The 18,677-nt window shown below is 71.7% G+C and carries 16 protein-coding genes; 7 read left to right on the forward strand and 9 right to left on the reverse strand.

Annotated features, from left to right (window positions below; all coding sequences use genetic code 11):
• Window positions 1-4: 4 nt before the first annotated feature.
• The 5 genes from HNR14_RS19130 to HNR14_RS19150 all read right to left on the reverse strand — a co-directional run bounded on the left by HNR14_RS19130 (window position 5) and on the right by HNR14_RS19150 (window position 6,352).
• Window positions 5-1,000 carry a carbohydrate ABC transporter permease gene (locus HNR14_RS19130; RefSeq protein WP_021765149.1) on the reverse strand — a complete coding sequence of 332 codons (996 nt, stop codon included), beginning with the start codon at window positions 998-1,000 and terminating at the stop codon, window positions 5-7.
• A complete protein-coding gene (locus tag HNR14_RS19135; protein WP_218875078.1) occupies window positions 997-1,935 on the reverse strand; it encodes a carbohydrate ABC transporter permease in 939 nt (312 codons plus the stop codon). The genes HNR14_RS19130 and HNR14_RS19135 overlap by 4 nt, the downstream gene beginning before the upstream one ends.
• Before the next feature lie 70 nt (window positions 1,936-2,005).
• The gene (locus tag HNR14_RS19140; protein ID WP_179702245.1) at window positions 2,006-3,382 is read right to left on the reverse strand and encodes an extracellular solute-binding protein; all 1,377 of its coding nucleotides are present in this window, start codon (window positions 3,380-3,382) and stop codon (window positions 2,006-2,008) included.
• A gap of 36 nt (window positions 3,383-3,418) precedes the next feature.
• Complete coding sequence (locus HNR14_RS19145) at window positions 3,419-5,044, reverse strand: glycoside hydrolase family 13 protein (protein ID WP_343064571.1); 1,626 nt, start codon at window positions 5,042-5,044, stop codon at window positions 3,419-3,421.
• Between the two features lie 306 nt (window positions 5,045-5,350).
• Complete coding sequence (locus HNR14_RS19150) at window positions 5,351-6,352, reverse strand: LacI family DNA-binding transcriptional regulator (RefSeq protein ID WP_021758159.1); 1,002 nt, start codon at window positions 6,350-6,352, stop codon at window positions 5,351-5,353.
• A 76-nt stretch (window positions 6,353-6,428) separates the two neighbouring features.
• Here HNR14_RS19150 and HNR14_RS19155 point away from each other — a divergent pair, with 76 nt between their 5' ends.
• Window positions 6,429-7,265 (forward strand): UbiA family prenyltransferase, encoded by an 837-nt coding sequence (locus HNR14_RS19155; protein ID WP_179702246.1) that lies wholly within the window; start codon window positions 6,429-6,431, stop codon window positions 7,263-7,265.
• Here the strand turns inward: HNR14_RS19155 and HNR14_RS19160 are convergent.
• Complete coding sequence (locus HNR14_RS19160; protein WP_246311601.1) at window positions 7,244-8,635, reverse strand: MFS transporter; 1,392 nt, start codon at window positions 8,633-8,635, stop codon at window positions 7,244-7,246. The two genes, HNR14_RS19155 and HNR14_RS19160, sit on opposite strands and share 22 nt — an antisense overlap.
• A gap of 52 nt (window positions 8,636-8,687) precedes the next feature.
• Window positions 8,688-10,001, reverse strand: a complete 1,314-nt coding sequence (locus HNR14_RS19165) for an LCP family glycopolymer transferase (protein WP_179702247.1) — start codon at window positions 9,999-10,001, stop codon at window positions 8,688-8,690.
• Between the two features lie 250 nt (window positions 10,002-10,251).
• On the opposite strand from HNR14_RS19165, the gene HNR14_RS19170 reads away from it, so the two are divergent.
• Genes HNR14_RS19170 through HNR14_RS19195 form a run of 6 tightly spaced genes read left to right on the forward strand, consistent with a single transcriptional unit; the run spans window position 10,252 to window position 16,565 of the window.
• On the forward strand, window positions 10,252-11,424 hold the full coding sequence (locus HNR14_RS19170; protein ID WP_179702248.1) for an LLM class flavin-dependent oxidoreductase: 1,173 nt from the start codon (window positions 10,252-10,254) through the stop codon (window positions 11,422-11,424).
• Window positions 11,425-11,437: 13 nt separating this feature from the next.
• Window positions 11,438-12,772, forward strand: a complete 1,335-nt coding sequence (locus HNR14_RS19175) for an NtaA/DmoA family FMN-dependent monooxygenase (protein ID WP_179702249.1) — start codon at window positions 11,438-11,440, stop codon at window positions 12,770-12,772.
• Window positions 12,769-13,872, forward strand: a complete 1,104-nt coding sequence (locus HNR14_RS19180) for an LLM class flavin-dependent oxidoreductase (protein WP_179702250.1) — start codon at window positions 12,769-12,771, stop codon at window positions 13,870-13,872. Before HNR14_RS19175 ends, HNR14_RS19180 begins: the two co-directional genes overlap by 4 nt.
• Complete coding sequence (locus HNR14_RS19185; protein WP_179702251.1) at window positions 13,865-14,281, forward strand: SRPBCC domain-containing protein; 417 nt, start codon at window positions 13,865-13,867, stop codon at window positions 14,279-14,281. Before HNR14_RS19180 ends, HNR14_RS19185 begins: the two co-directional genes overlap by 8 nt.
• Window positions 14,278-15,612 carry a M20 family metallopeptidase gene (locus HNR14_RS19190; protein WP_343064541.1) on the forward strand — a complete coding sequence of 445 codons (1,335 nt, stop codon included), beginning with the start codon at window positions 14,278-14,280 and terminating at the stop codon, window positions 15,610-15,612. Before HNR14_RS19185 ends, HNR14_RS19190 begins: the two co-directional genes overlap by 4 nt.
• Entirely contained in the window at window positions 15,609-16,565 is a 957-nt protein-coding gene (locus HNR14_RS19195) for an ATP-grasp domain-containing protein (protein ID WP_179702252.1), read from the forward strand. The genes HNR14_RS19190 and HNR14_RS19195 overlap by 4 nt, the downstream gene beginning before the upstream one ends.
• Here HNR14_RS19195 and HNR14_RS19200 read toward each other — a convergent pair.
• Window positions 16,547-17,578, reverse strand: a complete 1,032-nt coding sequence (locus tag HNR14_RS19200; protein ID WP_179702253.1) for an LLM class flavin-dependent oxidoreductase — start codon at window positions 17,576-17,578, stop codon at window positions 16,547-16,549. The two genes, HNR14_RS19195 and HNR14_RS19200, sit on opposite strands and share 19 nt — an antisense overlap.
• The gene (locus HNR14_RS19205) at window positions 17,548-18,672 is read right to left on the reverse strand and encodes an LLM class flavin-dependent oxidoreductase (protein WP_179702254.1); all 1,125 of its coding nucleotides are present in this window, start codon (window positions 18,670-18,672) and stop codon (window positions 17,548-17,550) included. The genes HNR14_RS19200 and HNR14_RS19205 overlap by 31 nt, the downstream gene beginning before the upstream one ends.
• Between the last annotated feature and the right edge of the window lie 5 nt (window positions 18,673-18,677).

The raw sequence follows: 18,677 nt of genomic DNA on the forward strand, positions 1-18,677 counted from the left end.
ACCGTCAGCCCTTGACGGCGCCTCCGAGCCCGGCGCTGCGCAGGAAGAGCCCCTGGAAGATCAGGAACAGCACGATCGGGATCAGCGTCGAGATCGCCAGCGCCGCCAGGTACACGTCGAGCTGGATCGCCGCCTGCAGGGTGGGCAGCCGCACCGACAGCGGCTGGATGCCCGGGTCGCGCAGCACGAGCAGCGGCCAGAGGTAGTCCTTCCACGCCGCGATGATCGCGAACACCGACACGACGCCGAGGATCGGCTTCGACATCGGCAGCACGATCGACCAGAACAGCCGGAAGGGCCCCGCGCCGTCCGTGCGGGCCGCCTCGAACACCTCCCGGGGCAGGTTGTCGAAGAACCGCTTGACGAGCACGACGTTGAACGCGCTCGCCCCGGCGGGCAGCCAGACCGCCCAGAACGTGTTGATCAGGGACTGCCCGAGCAGCGGCGGGTTCAGGATGGTGAGGTACAGCGGCACCAGCAGCACGACCGACGGCACGAACAGCGTGCAGAGGATCATCCCGTAGAGCACCTTGCCGTATTTCGGGCGCAGCACGCTGAGCGCGTAGCCCGCGGTCGTCGCGACGAGCACCTGCGCGGCCCACGAGCCGGCGGCGACCCAGATGGTGTTCACGAACTGCACGTCGATGTGGACCGTCGACCACGCCGTCGAGAGGTTCGCCCAGTCGACGCCGTTCGGGAACAGCGCCATCGGGGTCTTCAGCGTGTCCGCGGTCGGGGTGATGGCCGACTTCGCGAGCCACAGCAGCGGGCCGAGGCCCACCACGATCAGGACCACCAGCAGCACGGCGTTGATCACGCGCGAGCTCCAGCGGACCCCCGGGCGCCGTCGGTCGGAGATCGAGAGGATGCCGCGGTCGGCGTCCGCCTGCGGGCGACGACGACGGCGGCGACGGCGCGGCGGCTCCGGGCTCGCGCCGTCCTCGACGACAGCGGTCACCACGGAGGCGACCTCGGGCGGGATCTGCGTCGACGTGCTCAATTCTGGCTCCAGGACTTGGTGAGGCGGAAGTACACGAGGGAGAGCACCGCCAGGAACGCGGCGAGCATCAGGCTGAGCGCCGTCGCCGCGCCGTAGTCGCCTCCCAGCGAGTTCTGGAACGCGTAGCGGTAGATCAGCAGCAGGATGGTCACGGTCGAATTGACAGGGCCTCCACTGGTGAAGAGGAAGGGCTCGAGGAAGACCTGCGCCGTCCCGATGATCTGCAGGATCAGCGTGATGAGCAGCACACCGCGCAGCTGCGGCAGGGTGACGTGCCAGATCTTGCGCCAGATGCTGGCGCCGTCGACCTCGGCCGCGTCGTACAACTCGGGCGAGACGCCGGTGATCGCCGCGAGGTAGATGATGATCGTGCCGCCGGCCGCGGCCCAGGTGGCCTCGACCACCAGCGACGGCATCGCCTGCGTCGCATCCTGGATCCACGGCTGCGGCGGGATGCCCACCCAGCCGAGGATCGTGTTGAAGACGCCGGTCGGCCGGGCGTCGTAGAAGAACTTCCACAGCAGCACCGCCACCACGGGCGGCACCACGACGGGCAGATAGGCGAGGGCGCTGTAGAGCCCCTTCGCGCGCTTGACCTCGCTCATCAGCACGGCGGCGATCAGCGGGATGGGGTAGCCCAGGATGAGCGCCAGCAGCGCGAACCAGGCGGTGTTGCCGACGGCGGTCCAGAACAGCGGGTCGTTCGCCACCTGGACGAAGTTGTCCCAGCCGACCCAGGTCGGCGGGCTCACCAGGTTCGTGTGCTGGAAGCTCATCACCACGCTGCGGACGATGGGCCACCAGGAGAACACGCCGAAGATCAGGAGCATCGGCAGCAGGAAGAGCAGGTTGCTCGCCCCGCCGCCTCGGATCCAGGTCAGGGGTGTCCGCCGGGCTCGGCGGACGGCCGGGCGGTTTCGGTCGATCGCGGTCATGCGCGGGTCACTCTCTCGGATCGGACGGGCGGCCGGCGGCGCAGGGCGCGCCGCCGGCCTCCCCTCGGTGTCACTTGTCGGCGTCGACGAGCTTCTGGATGTCCGAATCGACCTTGCTGAGCAGCTGGTCGATGTCGGCGTTCTGGTCCGTCAGCACGGCCTGCACGACCGTGTCGAGCGCCCCGTAGAGCTCCTGCGTGTGCTTGTTCGGCTCGGGAACCAGGGTCGCGTCGAAGATCTTGTCCGTGAACGGCGCCACGTTCTCCTGCGGCACGTTGATCTCGTCCTTGATCCAGTCCATGTTCTGGTCGTAGGTCGCCTTGTCGAAGACGGGCAGCGTCGGCACGCCGACCGGCTGGCCCGACTTCACGAGCACCTTCGCGTCGGCGACGGCCTGGTCCTGGTTGAGCAGCTTCTGCATGTAGTAGAAGTCGATCCACTTCACGGCCGCATCCTTCTGCGCCTGCGACGACTTCGGGCTCACGGCCGCGACGTTTCCGCCGGCGAGCACGCCCGCGTCCTTGTTGCTGGTGTCGATCGGCAGCATGGTCAGCCCGTAGTTCTTCGGGTCGACCGCGTTCTGCTGCACGAGCGAGGTCAGCACGTCGGAGCCGGACGGGTACATGGCGATCTGACCGGCGCCGAAGGCCTGGTTGATGCCGGACCAGTCGAGCAGGAAGTTGCCGCCGACCGAGTTGTCCTTCCAGCGCAGGTCCTTCAGCCACTGCAGGGCTTCCTTGGTCACCGGGTTGTTCGTGGTGACTTTGGTCTTGCCGCCGTCGGTGGTCTCCATCCGGCCGCCGCGGGCGTACACCGTGGTGGTGAGCTCCCAGCCGCCGGTGTTGCCCTGCGTCATCTGCATGTAGCCCGCGACGCCCGGCACCTTCTCGGAGATGGTCTTCGCGTCGGCGCGCACCTCGTCCCACGTCGTCGGGGGCTTGTCCGGGTCGAGGCCGGCCTTGGTGAAGATGTCGCGGTTGTACGACAGGCCCATGGCGTACGGGCCGTACGGGATGCCGTAGATCTTGTCGCCGTCCTTGGCGACCGCGAGCACGTTCTCGTTGAACTTCGACGCGTACGGAAGCTTGTTCACTTCCGCGGTGATGTCGGCGAGCTGGCCCGCCTGGATCAGCGACTGCGAGTCGGTGAACGGCACGTTGAAGACGTCCGGGAGGGTGCCGCCCGCGAGCTGCGTCGCGAACGTCGGGCCCGTCCACTGGTACTCCTCCGACTTCACGACGATGTCGGGGTTGGCCTTCTCGAACTCCTTGACGCGGTCGTCGAAGGCCTTGAAGGCGGCCTTGTCGCTGCCCGGGATGAGGCTGGCGACCGTGATGTGGACCTTGCCGTCGTTGGCGTCGGAGCCGGCGGACGAGCAGCCCGCCAGGACGCCGGCCCCGGCGAGGGCGACCGCGGCGACGGCCGCGATCGTGCGTGGTGACTTCATTGTCGGTGTTCCTTCCAGTGAGTGGTGAGGGATCTCTCAGTGAGTGGTGCTGGTCTCCGGCGGCCGCTGCTGTGTTCGTAGCCATGCCGTGGAGTCGGGAGGCAGCAGGCCGTCGTCGAGCGGGCTGCTGCTGAGGAGGATCGCGGTGTTGTCCGGCAACGGGACGGGCACCACGGACAGGTTGGTGACGCTGACGAAGCGGTCGCCGCGGGCGAAGGCGAGGACGCCGTCGGGGGCGTCGAGCCAGGTGAACGGGCCGTCGCCGAGGCCCGCCTCGGAGCGGCGGATCCGGAGGGCCTGGCGATAGAGCCAGAGCATCGACGCCGGGTCGCTCTGCTGCGCCTCGACCGTCAGCCCCGCCCACGAGGCGGGCTGGGGCAGCCACGGCTCGGCCGTCGCACCGGCCGGGCTGAACCCGAACGGCTCGGCCGCCCCGCGCCAGGGCAGCGGGACGCGACAGCCATCGCGCCCGGGGTCGACGCCGCCGGAGCGGAAGTGCATCGGGTCCTCGAGGCGGTCGGCGGGCAGGTCCTCCACCTCCGGCAGGCCGAGCTCGTCGCCCTGGTACAGGTAGAGCGAGCCGGGCAGCGCTGCGGTGAGCAGGGCTGCGGCGCGAGCGCGGCGGCGGCCGAGCTCGAGGTCCGTCGGCGTGCCCCGGCGCTTCTTCACGAACGCGAAGGACGAGTCCTCCCGGCCGTACCGCGTCACCGGCCGGGTGACGTCGTGGTTCGAGAGCACCCAGGTGCTCGGGGCCTCCACCGGCGCGTGCGCCGCGAGCGTCTCGTCGATGGAGGTGCGCAGCTCCTCGGCGTCCCACGGCCGGGCGAGGAAGTCGAAGTTGAAGGCGGTGTGCAGCTCGTCGGGGCGCAGGTACATCGCGAACCGGTCGATGTCGGGCAGCCAGATCTCCCCCACCAGCACCCGCGTGCCGGGGTAGGAGTCCGCGATCGAACGCCACGAGCGGTAGATGTCGTGCAGCTCGTCCCTGTCCTGGTTCGGGTGCTCGCCCGCCCCGGGATGCTCCGGGACCTCGGGCAGCGCCGGGTCCTTGACCAGCAGGGCGGCGGAGTCGATGCGCACACCGGCGACCCCGCGGTCGAACCAGAAGCGGAGGATCTCCTCGTGCTCGCGGCGCACGTCCGGGTGGTTCCAGTTGAGGTCGGGCTGCTCGGGGCTGAAGAGGTGGAGGTACCACTCGCCGGGCGTCCCGTCGGCGTCGGTGGTGCGCGTCCATGTGTCGCCCGAGAAGTTGGACACCCAGCCCGTCGGCATCCCGTCGCCGCGCTCGCCCCGGCCCGGCCGGAACCAGAAGCGCTCCCGCTCGGGCGAGCCGGGTCCGGCCGCCAGCGCCGCCTGGAACCACGGGTGCCGGTCGGACACGTGATTCGGGACGACGTCGATGATCGTCCGGATCCCGAGCGCCAGGGCGTCCGCGATAAGCGCCTCCGCTTCAGCCAGGTCGCCGAAGGCGGGGTGGATGCGGCGGTAGTCGGCCACGTCGTAGCCGCCGTCGGCGAGGGGCGAGACGTACCACGGGGTGAACCAGAGCGCGTCCACGCCGAGGTCCTTGAGGTAGTCGAGGTGCTGCCGCACGCCCGCCAGGTCGCCGACACCGTCGCCGTTGCCGTCGGCGAAGCTGCGCGGGTAGATCTGGTAGATCACCGCGCTGCGCCACCAGGCGGGGTCGTCGCCGGCGGGCGCCGGAGCCGGCGTCTGTGCGGCGGCGAGGCCGGTGGCGGCCGCGTCGGCGGTGCGGTGCCCGGCATCGGAGCCGGTCAGCACGGAGAGGTCCACGGTGAGCCCTTCGCATCGGGCGGCCCTCTCGGTGGGGCCGCGTCGGTCGCGACGCTGCCCTCGGCATCATCGCTGCTCACCGAAATGTAGCTAACGCGACAAGATGATGCAAGAACTCAACAATGAGTAATTCACTTGCGTACTTTTGCGCGGATTTGCACTCCGCGCGGGCGATCAGGCGGGCGCCGTGGAGCCCCGCACGACCAGCTCCGGCTCGAAGAAGAGCTCGTCGCGGATGGCCGAATCGCTCGAGATCTGTCGCAGCAGGAGCTCGATGACGGTGCGTCCCATCGGCTCGATCGGCTGGCGGATCGTGGTGAGCGGAGGCTCCGTGCAGTTCATCAGCGCGGAGTCGTCGTAGCCGACGATGGAGACATCCCGCGGCACCGAGAGTCCGGCCCGCCGCGCCGCCCGGATCGCCCCGAGCGCCATCGGATCGCTGGCGCAGACGATCGCGCTGACCCCGGCGGCGAGGAGGCGCGCAGCAGCGGCTTGCCCTGCCTCGAGCGAGTAGAGCGAATGCACGACCAGCCCCTCCTCCAGCGGCGTCCCCCACTCCTCGAACAGACGGCGCGCGGTCGCCAGCTTGCGCATGGACGGCACGTGGTCTCGCGGGCCGAGGAGAAGCCCGATGCGCTCGTGGCCGAGCGAGCGCAGGTGGCCCAGCGCCTGCGCCGTCGCCACGGAGTCGTCGCACGACACCGTGGCGAAATGCAGCTCGTCGACGGGCGCGTTGACCAGCACCGTCGGGAGGTGGAGGTCGCGCAGCCGGTCGTAGTGCTCGTGCGAGGCGCCGACCTGGGCGTACGCCCCTCCCACGAACACCACGCCGGAGACCTGCTGCTGAAGGAGCAGCTCCACCCAGTCCGCCTCCGAGATGCCGCCGGCGGTCTGCGTGCAGAGCACCGGCGTGTAGCCGTTCTGCGCGAGCGCTCCCCCGATGATCTCGGCGAAGGCAGGGAAGATCGGGTTCTGCAGCTCCGGCAGCACCAGGCCTACGAGCCGGGCGCGCTCCCCGCGGAGCTTGGTCGGGCGCTCGTAGCCGAGCACGTCGAGCGCGGTCAGCACCGCCTGCCGGGTGGCGCCGGAGACCCCGGGCTTGTCGTTGAGCACACGACTGACGGTGGCTTCGCTGACTCCGACCTTGCGCGCGACCTCGGCGAGACGTTTCGACATGCAGAGGATTCTACGCAATTGCTTGCAGGATCGCGCAAGTATCTTGCAAACGCCCGAGCGGTCTACGATGACGGACATGGCGACGCGCGCGACCTCCCTCCTGCTCGCCTCCCATCCCGGCCCGACCCTCGTCGTGACGGCCATCTCCGCCGGCCTCGGGCTCGGTCTCGGCTACCCGCCCGGCCGCCTCGTCCTGCTCGCCCTCGCGGTGCTGCTCGGGCAGCTGTCGATCGGCTGGTCGAACGACTGGCTGGACGCCGCCCGTGACCGGGCGGTCTCCCGCGCGGACAAGCCCGCGGCCCGCGGGGACATCCCCGTCGCCGTGGTGCGCGCCTCCGCCTTCACCGCACTGGTGCTCGCCCTGGCCGTGACCGCGATCCTCGGGCCCGGTGCGCTGCTGGCGCACCTGATCGCCATCGCGGGCGGCTGGGCGTACAACCTCGGCCTCAAGTCGACCGTGTGGTCGTTCGTGCCGTTCGCCATCAGCTTCGGCCTGCTGCCGGCGATCGCGACGCTCGGTCAGGAGGCGCCGGCCCTCCCCGCACCCTGGGTCCTCGCCGCGGGCGCCCTGCTCGGCGTCGCCGCGCACATCACGAACGTGCTGCCCGACCTGGCCGACGACGCCGAGACGGGCATCCGCGGGCTGCCGCACCGGCTGGGGGCGCGTCGCAGCGGCCTCGTCGCGTTCGCCTGCCTGGCCGTCGCCACCGGCCTGGTCGCGTTCGGTCCCGGCTGGCCGATCCGGCCCGTGCTGGTGGTCGGGCTCCTCCTCGGCCTCGCGGCGGTGGTCCTGGGCGTCGTGCTGCTCCTGCGGCGCAGCCCGACCCGGCTGCTGATGCAGCTCATCATGACGTGCGCCCTGATCGACGTGGTGATGCTGGCGCTGGCGGGTCAGTCGGTCGTCACCGCCTGAACCGGCTCGGCGACCGGCTCCTTGTTGCGGATGCCGATGGCCGAGACGATGCCGCCCGCGAGCAGCAGTGCCGCCGTCGCGATCATCGCCCGGTGCAGGCCGTCGACGTCGAGCTGCTGTCCGATGATCAGCCCCGCCAGGGCGACCGTGATCAGCCCGGCGATGCGCGAGACCGCGTTGTTGGCGGCCGAGGCGATTCCGGCCTCCGCGGGATGGATGGCGCCGAGGATCGCACTGGTGAGGGGCGCGACCGTCATCGAGAGCCCGACGCCGAAGAGCAGGACGGCCGGGAGGAGGCCGGTCCAGTAGTTCACGTGGGCATCGGCCAGCAGCAGCCAGAGGAAGCCGACGGAGGCGACGACCGGTCCGACGGCCATGAAGAACCGCGGCCCGTACTTGCCGGCGAGGCCGCCGAAGAAGCCCGAGAGCAGGAGCATGCACAGGGTCGACGGGATGAACACGAACCCGGCAGCGATGGCGGAGAACCCGGCGACCTGCTGGAGGAACAGCGTCACCATCAGCGGGCCGAACGACAGCGCGCCGTAGACGAACGCCGTGGCGATGTTGCCCACCCAGAAGTTGTGCACGCGGAACAGCGCCAGCGGCAGCATCGGCTGCGCGACCCTGCTCTCGACCACGAAGAAGGCGGTGAGGGAGAGCAGACCGACGACGAGCGGGATCCACACGCGCGGACTCCCCCAGCCGAACGCGCCCTGCTCGATGAGGGCGAACACGGTCCCCGCGAGGCCGACCGAGCCGAAGATCGCACCCAGGATGTCGACGCGGCCGCCCGTGCCGTGGTCGTCCTCCTTCAGCGTGAGCATCAGCGCCAGGGTGATCGCGATCGGCACGACGTTGATCACGAACACCCAGCGCCAGGACAGCGTGTCGACGAAGATCCCGCCGATCACCGGCCCGGCGATCATCGCGATGCCCGTCCACGCCGTCCAGCGGCCGATCGCCTTGGCCTGGGCGGCTCCCTCGAACCGCGAGATGATGATCGCCAGCGAGCTCGGGACCAGCAGGGCGCCCGCGACACCCTGGAGCGCGCGGGCGACGACCAGGAACACCCCGGTCGGGGCGAAGGCGCACAACAGCGAGGTGCCGCCGAAACCGATCAGTCCGGCGTAGAGCACGCGTTTGCGGCCGAACACATCGGACAGCGAACCGGCGAGCAGGATGAACGACCCCAGCGTGACCAGATAGCCGTCGACCACCCACTGCTGCAGCGGAAGGCCACCGCCGAGCTCCTTGTCGATCGCCGGCAGAGCCACGTTGATGACCGCACCGTCGAGGAAGGCCACGAAGCTCGCCAGGATCGCGATGATCAGGACTCTCAGCTGGAGCGAGCTCATGCGTTCGGTGGCCATGTGCCCATTCAACGGCTCGCGGGACCACCGGTGCAAGCGCGCACGTGCGCGGCTAGTTGTTGCCCTTGGTGCACGTCTGCTGCGCGGCGGTCTGCCCGGTGATGCTGGAGGGGAGCTCGACCGCGGTCGACGACGGATCGGGCGCGGGCGTCGCGGCGGCGTCCGTCGTCGGTGGGGCCGGCGCCTCGGGGGCGGTCGAATCCGACTCCGTCGGGTCCGGGGTCGCCGTCGCGTTCGGGTCCTCCGCCGCGCGTCCGGTCGAGCCGGTCAGCTTCACAGCGACGTCGTTCACCAGTGCTTCGTTGAGCGCCCGCGCAGCCGACGACTGCGGGACGACGCGGTTGACGTTGTCCGGGTCGGTCACGGTCGGGTACTGCACGAAGACCATGTTCTCGAGGCCGGTGTCCTTGACTGCCAGAGCGATCTGCACGAGAGTCGTGGGGTTGCTGAGGCTCTCGGACGGCGTCACGCTGTTCACGGCCGCCTTGGCCAGGCCGTAGAGCTGCACCGGGTTCGACAGCACGCCGCCGCTCACGATCTTGCGCGCGAGCGCGGACAGGAAGACCTGCTGGTTGGAGATGCGGCCGAGGTCGCTGCCGTCCCCGACCCCGTGGCGGCTGCGCAGGAACGAGAGCGCTTCGTCGCCCACGAGCTCGCTGTTGCCGGCCGGGAGGTCGAGCGGCGGGTTCGTGTACTCGTCCTCGACGGGCGACGCCAGGCAGACCGTGACACCGCCGACCGCGGTCGACATCGCGCTCACGCCGGCGAAGTTGATCACCGCGCCGAACGGGATGGTGAGCCCGGTCATCTTCTCGACGGTGAGCACGACGCAGGCCAGCCCGCCGCGGGAGAGGGCGGTGTTGAACTGGGCGTAGTCGCTGCCGTCGACCGTCCCGTCGCCGTTCTGCGCAGGGCAGTCCGGGATGGCGATCATGAGATCGCGCGGAAAGCTGACGACCATCATGCTCTTGTGGTCCTGCGCGATGTGCAGCAGCATCGTGACGTCGTTGTTGCCCTCGCCGCTGCTGGCGTCCTGCTCGTCGTCGGACTCGTAGATGCCGCCCAGACCGGAACGGCTGTCGGTGCCGGCGATGAGGACGTTGATCCCACCCTCCATGGCGGCGACGTCCGGGATGGCCTGCTGCGTGTGCCCGGGGGCCGAGACCAGCTTGACCCCGGTCTTCACCGAGCGCGCGACATCCCAGACCGCGTACGCGCCGACACCGCCGATGCTGACGAGCACGACCGCGAGAGCGCCGGCGATCAGCCCGAAGACGGTTCCGATCGCCCGGCGACGGCGCAGCTGGCCGTGGCGGACGGGGAGCGGGCCTCGAGCACGCTGATGCCGTCGCGGCAGGTCCGTCATGCCATGCCTTTCGCTGTCGGGAGCACGGGGGATGCGGGAAATCCTAGCGATGAATCCTTTCGACCGGCTGCGAGACGCGCCCGCGGCGCGACGCGGCTCACCCCCGATGCAGGGGGTGCTCTGGCGCATTCCGCAACCCCGCGTTACCCGCGGTGACGGTCGTGACGCCGCGTGACGGGGCGTCTCGACCGCGGCGCGCGCCCTCTGCGAACCTGCCTGGCAACCGTCGAACAGGAGGGTGGTTCCAGACATGAGCGACCAGCTGATCCTCGCCGTCGCGCTCGAGGGAGCGGGATGGCACCCGGCCGCATGGCGGGACGCGGGCATCCCCGCGTCCAGCGTGTTCCGGCCGTCGTACTGGGTGGACCAGGCGCGCAGCGCCGAGGACGCCGGCGCCGACTTCCTCACCTTCGAGGACGCGCTGAGCGTCGCGACGCCGACACGGGCGGACCGCATCCGCGGCCGGCTCGACGCCGTGCAGCTCGCGAACTTCGTCGCGCGGCGCACCGATCGCATCGGCCTGGTGCCGACCACGAGTGTGTTGGAATCGGAGCCGTTCCACGCCTCCACCCAGCTCGCGACCCTCGACTACACCAGCGAGGGTCGCGCCGGCTGGAAGGTGCAGCTCGGCCGACCGGGCGAGACCGCCAACATCGGGCGCCGCGCGCTGCCCGAGCTGGGTCCGGCCCTCCTCACCGACCCGGACGGTCCCGAGCAGCTTGCCCGGCTGTTCGACGAGGGCGCCGAGTTCGTCGCCGTCGTGCGCCGACTCTGGGACAGCTGGGAGGACGACGCCGTCATCCGGGATGTGACGACGGGACGCTACCTCGACCGGAACAAGCTGCACCATGTCGATTTCGAGGGCTCGGCGTTCCGCATCGCCGGCCCGTCGATCACCCCGCGTCCGCCGCAGGGTCAGCCGCTGGTCACCGTGCTCGCGCACGCCGACATCCCGTACCGACTCGCCGCGCGTTCGGCAGACGTGGTCTACGTCACCCCGGCGGACGCCGCGGACGCGGCACGCATCGTGCGGGAGGTGCGCGCGCTCGAGAAGACGGAGCGGTTCGAGCCGGAGCCCTTGCGCATCCTGGCCGACCTGGTGGTCGTGCTCGAACCGAACGCGCGGGATGCTCGCCGCCGCCTCGCCGAATGGGACGCCCTCGACGGCGAGACCTTCGAGAGCGACACGGCGATCCACGCCACGGATCCCGAGTCGCTCGCCGATCTGATCGGCGATCTCGCCGGAGCCGGGATCGAGGGCGTCCGTCTGCGGCCCGCCTCGGTCCACCGTGACCTCCCCGCGATCGGGGAGCTGCTGGTCCCGGAGCTCCGCCGCCGCGGACTGCTGCCCGACCAGCCGCGCGAGGGGACCCTCCGCGACCGGCTGGGTCTCGCCCGCCCCCGCAACCGCTACGCCGCGTGACCCGAGGAGAGCCATGACAGCACAGAACAAGCGCCGGCTCCGGCTGGCGGCCGGAGTTCCCGGCGTCAACCACTGGACCGTGTGGGGCGCGCCCGGCGCCGGCAGCCAGATCGACTTCAGCACGTTCGAGCACGTCGCCCGCACCGCCGAGCGCGGCTTCTTCGACTACTTCTTCCTCGCCGAGGGGCTGCGGGTGCGCGAGCACAAGGGCCGCATCCACGAGCTGGACGTGGCGGGACGCCCGGACAACCTCTCGGTGCTGGCGGCGGTCGCCGCCGTCACCGAGCACATCGGACTGGTCGGCACGGCCAGCGCGACCTACAACGAGCCGTACGACCTGGCCCGCAAGCTCGCCTCGCTCGACCACCTCTCCGGCGGCCGGGCCGGCTGGAACGTCGTCACGTCGTCCGACGCCTTCACAGGTGCGAACTTCCGCCGCGGCGGCTACCTCGCCTACGAGGACCGCTACCGTCGCGCGGAGGAGTTCGTCGAGCTCTCGCGCCTGCTGTGGGACAGCTGGTCCGCCGACGGTCCCGAGCCCTACCGGTTCGCGGGCGAGTTCTTCGACACGCACGGCTGGTTCCCCGTCGAGCCCGGACCGCAGGGGCGCCCGGTGCTCGTGCAGGCGGGAGACTCCCCCGCCGGCCGCGACTTCGCGGTGCGCACGGCCGACGTGATCTTCAGCCGCCACGGCGAGCCGGCGGCCGGGCGGGCCTTCCGCTCCGACGTCCGCTCGCGGGCACTGGCGGCCAGGCGCGACCCGGACAGCCTCCTGGTGATCCCCGCCGTGAGCGTGGTGCTCGGCGACACGGAGGCGGAGGCGGTCGAACGCGCGCGAGAGATCTCCTTCCAGCAGGTGACCCCGCAGACGGCGATCCACCTGCTGGAGCAGGTGTGGGGCGAAGACCTCTCCGCGCATGACCCCGAGGGGCCGGTGCCCGCGCCACCCGCCGCCGCGGGCGAGCAGCTCACGCAGGGCCAGGCCCGTCGCGTCGACGACCCGCTGGCCGCCGCGCGCGAATGGCACGCGCTCGCCCAGGAGCACGGCTGGAGCATCCGGGAGCTCGTCGTCAGCCAGACGACCAGGCACGAGTTCATCGGCACGCCCGACTCGATCGCCGCCCAGCTCGACGACGCCGCCCAGACCGGAGCGGCCGACGGGTACGTGCTCTCGGGATCGGTGGTCCCGCACGGGATCGATGAGTTCGTCGACCGCGTCGTCCCGCTCCTGCAGGAGCGCGGCGTGCTGCGCACCGAGTACGAGCACCCGACGCTGCGCGGGACCCTGGGCCTGAGCGATCCCGACGAACGCACGGGTGCGGCCCCGCGGGTGGAGGTGGCATCGTGACCGCGATCCCGCTGGGCATCCTCGACCTCGTCCCGGTCTCGAGCGGCTCCAGCCCGAGCGACGCTGTGACAGCCACGCTCGAACTCGTCCGCCGCGCAGAAGCCGCCGGGTACGCGCGCTACTGGTTCGCCGAACACCACTTCAACCCCGGCGTGATCGGCTCCTCACCGGCGGCGCTCATCGCGCTGGCGGGAGGCGTCTCCGAGCGCATCCGGCTCGGCTCCGGCGCCATCCAGCTCGGGCCGCAGAGCTCCGAGGCGACGATCGCCGAGGAGTTCGCGCTTCTCGATGCGGCGCTGCCCGGCCGGATCGACCTCGGGATCGGCCGCTCCGGACTCGCGACCGGCGGCCCGAGTGCGCCCGAGACCGCTCCGGAGACCGTCACCGGCGGGCTCCTCATCCCCGAGCCCTTCCGCTTCGAGCGTGTCTTCGCCGCCCCCAAATTCCGCACACTCGGCGCCCTGCTGACTCGAGGCGAGGGCGGACCGGCGTTCGCCGACCAGGTCGAGACCATCCTCGCCCTCCTGGGAGGCGGCGTCGGCGACGGGGACGAGCGGGTGGCGCTGGGCGTGGACGGCTCCGGCCCCGAACTCCGGCTGTTCGGCAGCGGGACGCTCACCGCGCGTCTCGCCGGCCGGCTGGGGCTCCCCTTCGCCGCGAACTACCACAGCGCCCCAAGCGGCGTCCTGATCTCGGTCGAGGAGTACCGGAGCAGCTTCGTGCCGTCGGATCGGCTCGCGCAGCCGCACGTCGTCGTCTCCGCCGATGTGGTCGCCGCTGGCACGTCCGACCGCGCGCACGAGCTCGCAACGGGATACGGCGCCTGGGTGCGGAGCATCCGCACGGGTGCCGGGGCGATCCCGTACCCGTCGCCCGCCGAGGCCGCCCGCCTCCCTTGGACCGACGAGGACCGCCGGCTCGTGGACGACCGCGTCCGCACCCGCTTCGTCGGAACGGCGGTCGAGGTCGCCGACCGGCTCGAGACGCTGCGCGACGCGACCGGCGCCGACGAACTCGTGCTGACGACCATCACGCACGACCCCGACGCGCGTGCCGCCAGCCACGGGGCGATCGCCCGGGAGTGGGTGCGCCGTGGCTGAGGTGCGGTCGGCGATCGACGTCCACCGCACCCCCGCGGCGGTGTTCACCGCGCTCACCGACCCGGCCCGGCTGAGCAGGTGGCTGGGCGACAGCGTGCGGCTCGAGTCCCGGGCCGGCGGACGGGTCGCCGCGACCGAGGCGGGGGTGACGACCACCGGGCATGTGCTGGAGGTCGTCCCCGCCCGTCGGCTGCTGATCGCCTGGGATCCGGCGCAACCGGCCCCGGCGGACGCACCTCCCGCGTTCGCGCCGGGATCGCGGCTGGAGCTGACGCTCGCTCCGGAGGAGGGCTCGACGCACCTCTCCGCCATCCACTGGGACCTCCGCGCGGAGGCCGCACCCGCCGCGCAGCGCGACCTCGACCTGCGCCTGGGCCGCCTCCGCGCCCTCCTGGAGCCCGCGGCGTGACGACCGCGCGCGACCTGCGCCGCCCGACCACACCCAGCACCCGCTACCTCGACGCCCTGCGGGACCGCACCGAAGAGCGGGCACGTGTCGCCGCTCCCCTCACCTCGCCGTACCCGGGCGCGCCCGACGCGCTGCGCACCGCCGTCGCCGACGCCGTCACGGCGCGCGAGGAGCGGATCGTCGCGCTCTCGCGCCGCATCTTCGCCGATCCGGAGGAGGCGTTCGCCGAGCACCGATCCGCTGCCGCGGTCGCCGAGGAGGTCCGTCGCGACGGACACGAGGCGGAGGTCGGCCGGTTCGGGCTTCCCACGACCGTGCTCGCCTCGGCCGGTCGCGCGTCGGGAGGCCCGGTCATCGCGGTGCTCGCCGAGTACGACGCGCTGCCCGGGATCGGGCACGGCTGCGGCCACAACATCATCGCCGCGGCCGCGGTCGGCGCCTTCCTCGGCGTCGCCGCCGTCGCCGATCGCCTCGACGGCCGGGTCGTCCTCCTCGGCACACCTGCCGAGGAGGGCAGCAGCGGCAAGGAGCTGATGGCGCGCGAGGGCGCGTTCGACGGCCTCGATGGGGCGATCATGGCTCACCCGTTCGGCTACGACGCCGCCGACCATCCCTTCATCGGCCGCCGCATCCTGCGGGTCCGCTACCTCGGAGTGCCCGCGCACGCCTCCGCCGCTCCCTTCATGGGGCGGAACGCCCTCGACGCGGCGACGCTCCACTATCAGGCGGTCGCGCAGCTGCGACAGCACCTGCCGCCCGGCGACCGGGTGCACGGCGTGCTCTCGGGCGGCGACCGGCCGAGCGTGGTGCCGGCGCACGCCTCCCTCGAGTACTACCTCCGCTCGCCCGAGGCGGCGACCCTGCGGGAGCTGAGCGACCGGCTCACCGAGATCTCCGAGGGCATCGCCATCGCCACCGGCACGGGAGTCGAGCTCGACTGGGACCCGCTGCCCTTCACCCTCCCGAGCCGATTCAACCGGCCATTGAACGAGCGCTGGGCGGTCAACCAGGAGCAGCGCGGCCGCCGGGTGCTGACGCGGGAGGTGGTGCCGTCGGAGCTCGCGGCCTCGACCGACTTCGGCAATGTGAGCGTCCGCCTCCCGGGCATCCACCCGGTCATCGCCGTCGCGCCGCCGGAGGTCGCGCTGCACACCGCGGAATTCGCCGCCTACGCTGGTGGGGAGGCGGGCGACCGGGCCGCGGTGGATGCCGCGCACGGTCTCGCCCTCACCGCACTCGACTTCCTCACCGACCCCGCCCTCCGCGCTGCGGTCGCGGAGGACTTCGCCGCCGCGGGCGGACCGCTCGACGTCGAAAGGTACTTCTCATGACCAGCACCCACTCCACCCCGGCCGTGTACGCCCTCCACGAGAACCCCGACTGGTTCGAGCCGTTCCGCCGGGCGTTCGAGGAGGAGGGCGTTCCCCTGGTCGAGTGGCTGCTGGTCGACGGCACGCTCGACCTCGACGCCGTTCCGCCGGAGGGCGTGTTCTGGTCGCGGATCAGCGCGTCGTCGCACACGCGCGGGCACGGCCTCTCGAAGGACTACGCCCGCAGCGTGCTCTCCTGGCTGGAGTCCCACGGCCGCCGCACGGTGAACGGGCGCCGGGTGCTGGAGCTCGAGGTCAGCAAGGTCGACCAGCTCACCGCGCTGCGGGCCGCCGGCATCGACACCCCGCGCACCGTCGCCGCCATCGGCGTCGATCGGCTGGTGGAGGCGGCGCGCGCCTTCCCGACGCCCTTCCTCACCAAGCACAACCAGGGCGGCAAGGGTCTCGGCGTGCAGCGGTTCGACTCGGCCGACGAGCTGGCCGCGACGATCGACGCCGGACTGTTCGAGACTCCGGTCGACGGGATCGTGCTGCTGCAGGAGCTGCTGGTGGCGGCCGAGCCGGCCATCACGCGGGTCGAACTGGTCGACGGCGAGCTGGTCTACGCCGTGCGCGCCGACACCGAGCTCGGCGGCTTCCAGCTCTGCCCGGCGGACGCCTGCGTGATCGACCCGGTGACCGGCGCCGAGCTGCCGCAGCAGCTATTCCGCCTACGCGAGGGGTTCGACCATCCCCTCGTCGAGCAGTACCGCGCCTTCACCCGCCGCGCCGGCATCGAGATCGCCGGCATCGAGTTCATCGAGACCGTCGACGGCCGCGCCGTCACCTACGACGTCAACACCAACACCAACTACAACGCCGAGGTCGAGGCCGCGGCCCCGTCGTCGGGGCCGCGGCAGATCGCCCGGTTCCTCGGGCGCGAGCTCGCGTCGCTCTACGCGGCGGTCGGCTGAGGCTCCGCCGCGCGACGACCCAGTGCGGGCGCGACGACGGTCAGCACGTCGTGCAGGACCTGCTCGTAGTCCGCCTCGGCGAATTCGTAGGGCAGCTCCAGCCGCAGCTCGTCGACCTCGGCTACGGCGGCGTCGGCGAGGAGCGTCTCCACGATCTCGTCCGTCGTGCCGACGATGTCCGGCGCGAAGAGCGTCCGCCGGTCGCCGTGCGCGACGCCGACGCGGGCATCCCGCTCGCGCTTGTACTCCCGGTAGCGCTCGGCGGAGGCACGGTCCGCGCTGTCGGTGGGAAGGATCACCCGGCCCAAGGCGACCCGCAGGTCGTCCGGCCGTGTGGTGAGCGAGCGGTGCAGGCGGATCAGGTTCACCTGGGCCGTGACGAAGTCGTCCGTCCCCTCGCCCGAGATGACGTTCCCCGTGAGCAGGTGGAGGCCGTGCCCGGCCGCCCAGCGGATCGAGCGGGAGCTCCCGCCGCCGTACCAGAGCCGGCTGTCCAGCCCGGGGCTGTACGGCTGCAGGCGCGGCCGCTGCACGTTCCCGGGCGAGTGGATCACGGTCCCCTCGTCGCCGAGATAGGCGCCCGACAGGTGGTGCCTCAGGCGCTCGATGCGGCCGTGCCCGAGGTCGTACGACGTCCAGTCTCCGTCGAACACGTGCGCGCCCAGCAGCTCCGCGTGCGGCGGCGTCCCGGCGCTCAGCCCGACCGCCAGGCGGCCGCCGGAGAGCACGTCCGCCGTCGCGAGGTCCTCGCCGAGCCGCCACGGGCTCTCGTAGCCGATCGGGATGACCGCCGTGCCGAGCTCGATCGTCCTCGTGCGCTGCGACGCCGCGCCCAGCACGACGGCCGCCGACGAGATGCCGTGCTCCAGGTGGCGCTGACGCACCCACGCGCCGTCATATCCGGCCCGCTCTCCGAACGCGATCAGCCGGAGCGTCTGCTCCAGGCCGCCGGCCGGATCGTCGTCGTCGTAGTTGCCGGGCGTCAGGAACGAGATGCTGCGGAGGGCTGCCATGCGCGGCCTTTCGGGGTCGTGGCGGCCGGCCAGGCCGGGTCGCCGATGCGTTCGCGGAGCGTCGGTGCGACCTCCGCCTGGAAGAGCTCGAGGGAGTCGACCCACTGTGTGCGGCCGAGGTGGCCGGGATGGCCGCCGACCGAGATCACGCTGTTGCCGAACGCGTCGTGGTAGCGGCCGACCTTGTCGATCACCTCCTGCGGGCTGCCGACGAGCGCGGACGAGCGCGCGAGGTAGTCGTCGTAGTCGGCGTAGTCGGTGCGCGTGCCCGGGAGGGAGTGGTCGGCCTTGGCGACCGCGGCGACGAACTCCTCGTACACCGGCCGGTAAGCGGCCTTCGCCTCCTGGGACGTCCGCGCCACGAAGAGGGCGTGCCCGGCGCCCACCGTCGCCTGCGAGGGGTCGCGGCCGGTCTCCGCCCACACGGCACGGTAGTGCCGAACCAGGGCGGCGTACTGCTCGATCGGGTTCATGGCGTTCGCCGAGAAGATCGGGTCGCCGTGGCGGGCGGCGAGCTCGACGGACGCCTCCGACGTCGCGGAGCCGTGCCAGATGCGGATGCGCTCCTGCAGCGGGCGCGGCTGCACGTCCGCCTCCACCAGGCGTGAGGTGCGGATGCTGGGAACGCCGGCCGTCGGCTCCCAGGTCACGGACCGCGACGACCACAGCCGTCGCAGCAGCAGGTAGTTCTCGCGCAGCGTCTCCCACGCCTGCGTGCGCCCGATGCCGAACAGCTCGGCCTGCTCGGGCCCGTTGCCCTTGCCGATGATCAGCTCCAGGCGGCCGCCGGAGAGGTGGTCGAGCGTCGCGTAGTCCTCGGCGACCCGCACGGGGTCGAGCACCGAGAGCAGGGTGACCCCCGTGAAGAGCCGGATCCGGCTCGTCGCCGCCGCCAGGTAGCCGAGCAGCACAGTGGGCGAGCTCGACAGGAACGGCGCGTGGTGCCGCTCCCCCACGGCGAACCCGTCGAAGCCGAGCTGCTCGAAGAGCACGGCGTTGTCGACGACCTCGCCGAAGCGCTCCGCCGCGAGCGGCGGCTCCTCGCCCGGGTGGCGCGGCGGGTTGGCGATCAGATCCAGTCCGATGAACTTCACGAGGG

The sequence above is a fragment of the Leifsonia naganoensis genome (assembly GCF_013410615.1).
GTDB classification, from domain to species: domain Bacteria; phylum Actinomycetota; class Actinomycetes; order Actinomycetales; family Microbacteriaceae; genus Leifsonia; species Leifsonia aquatica.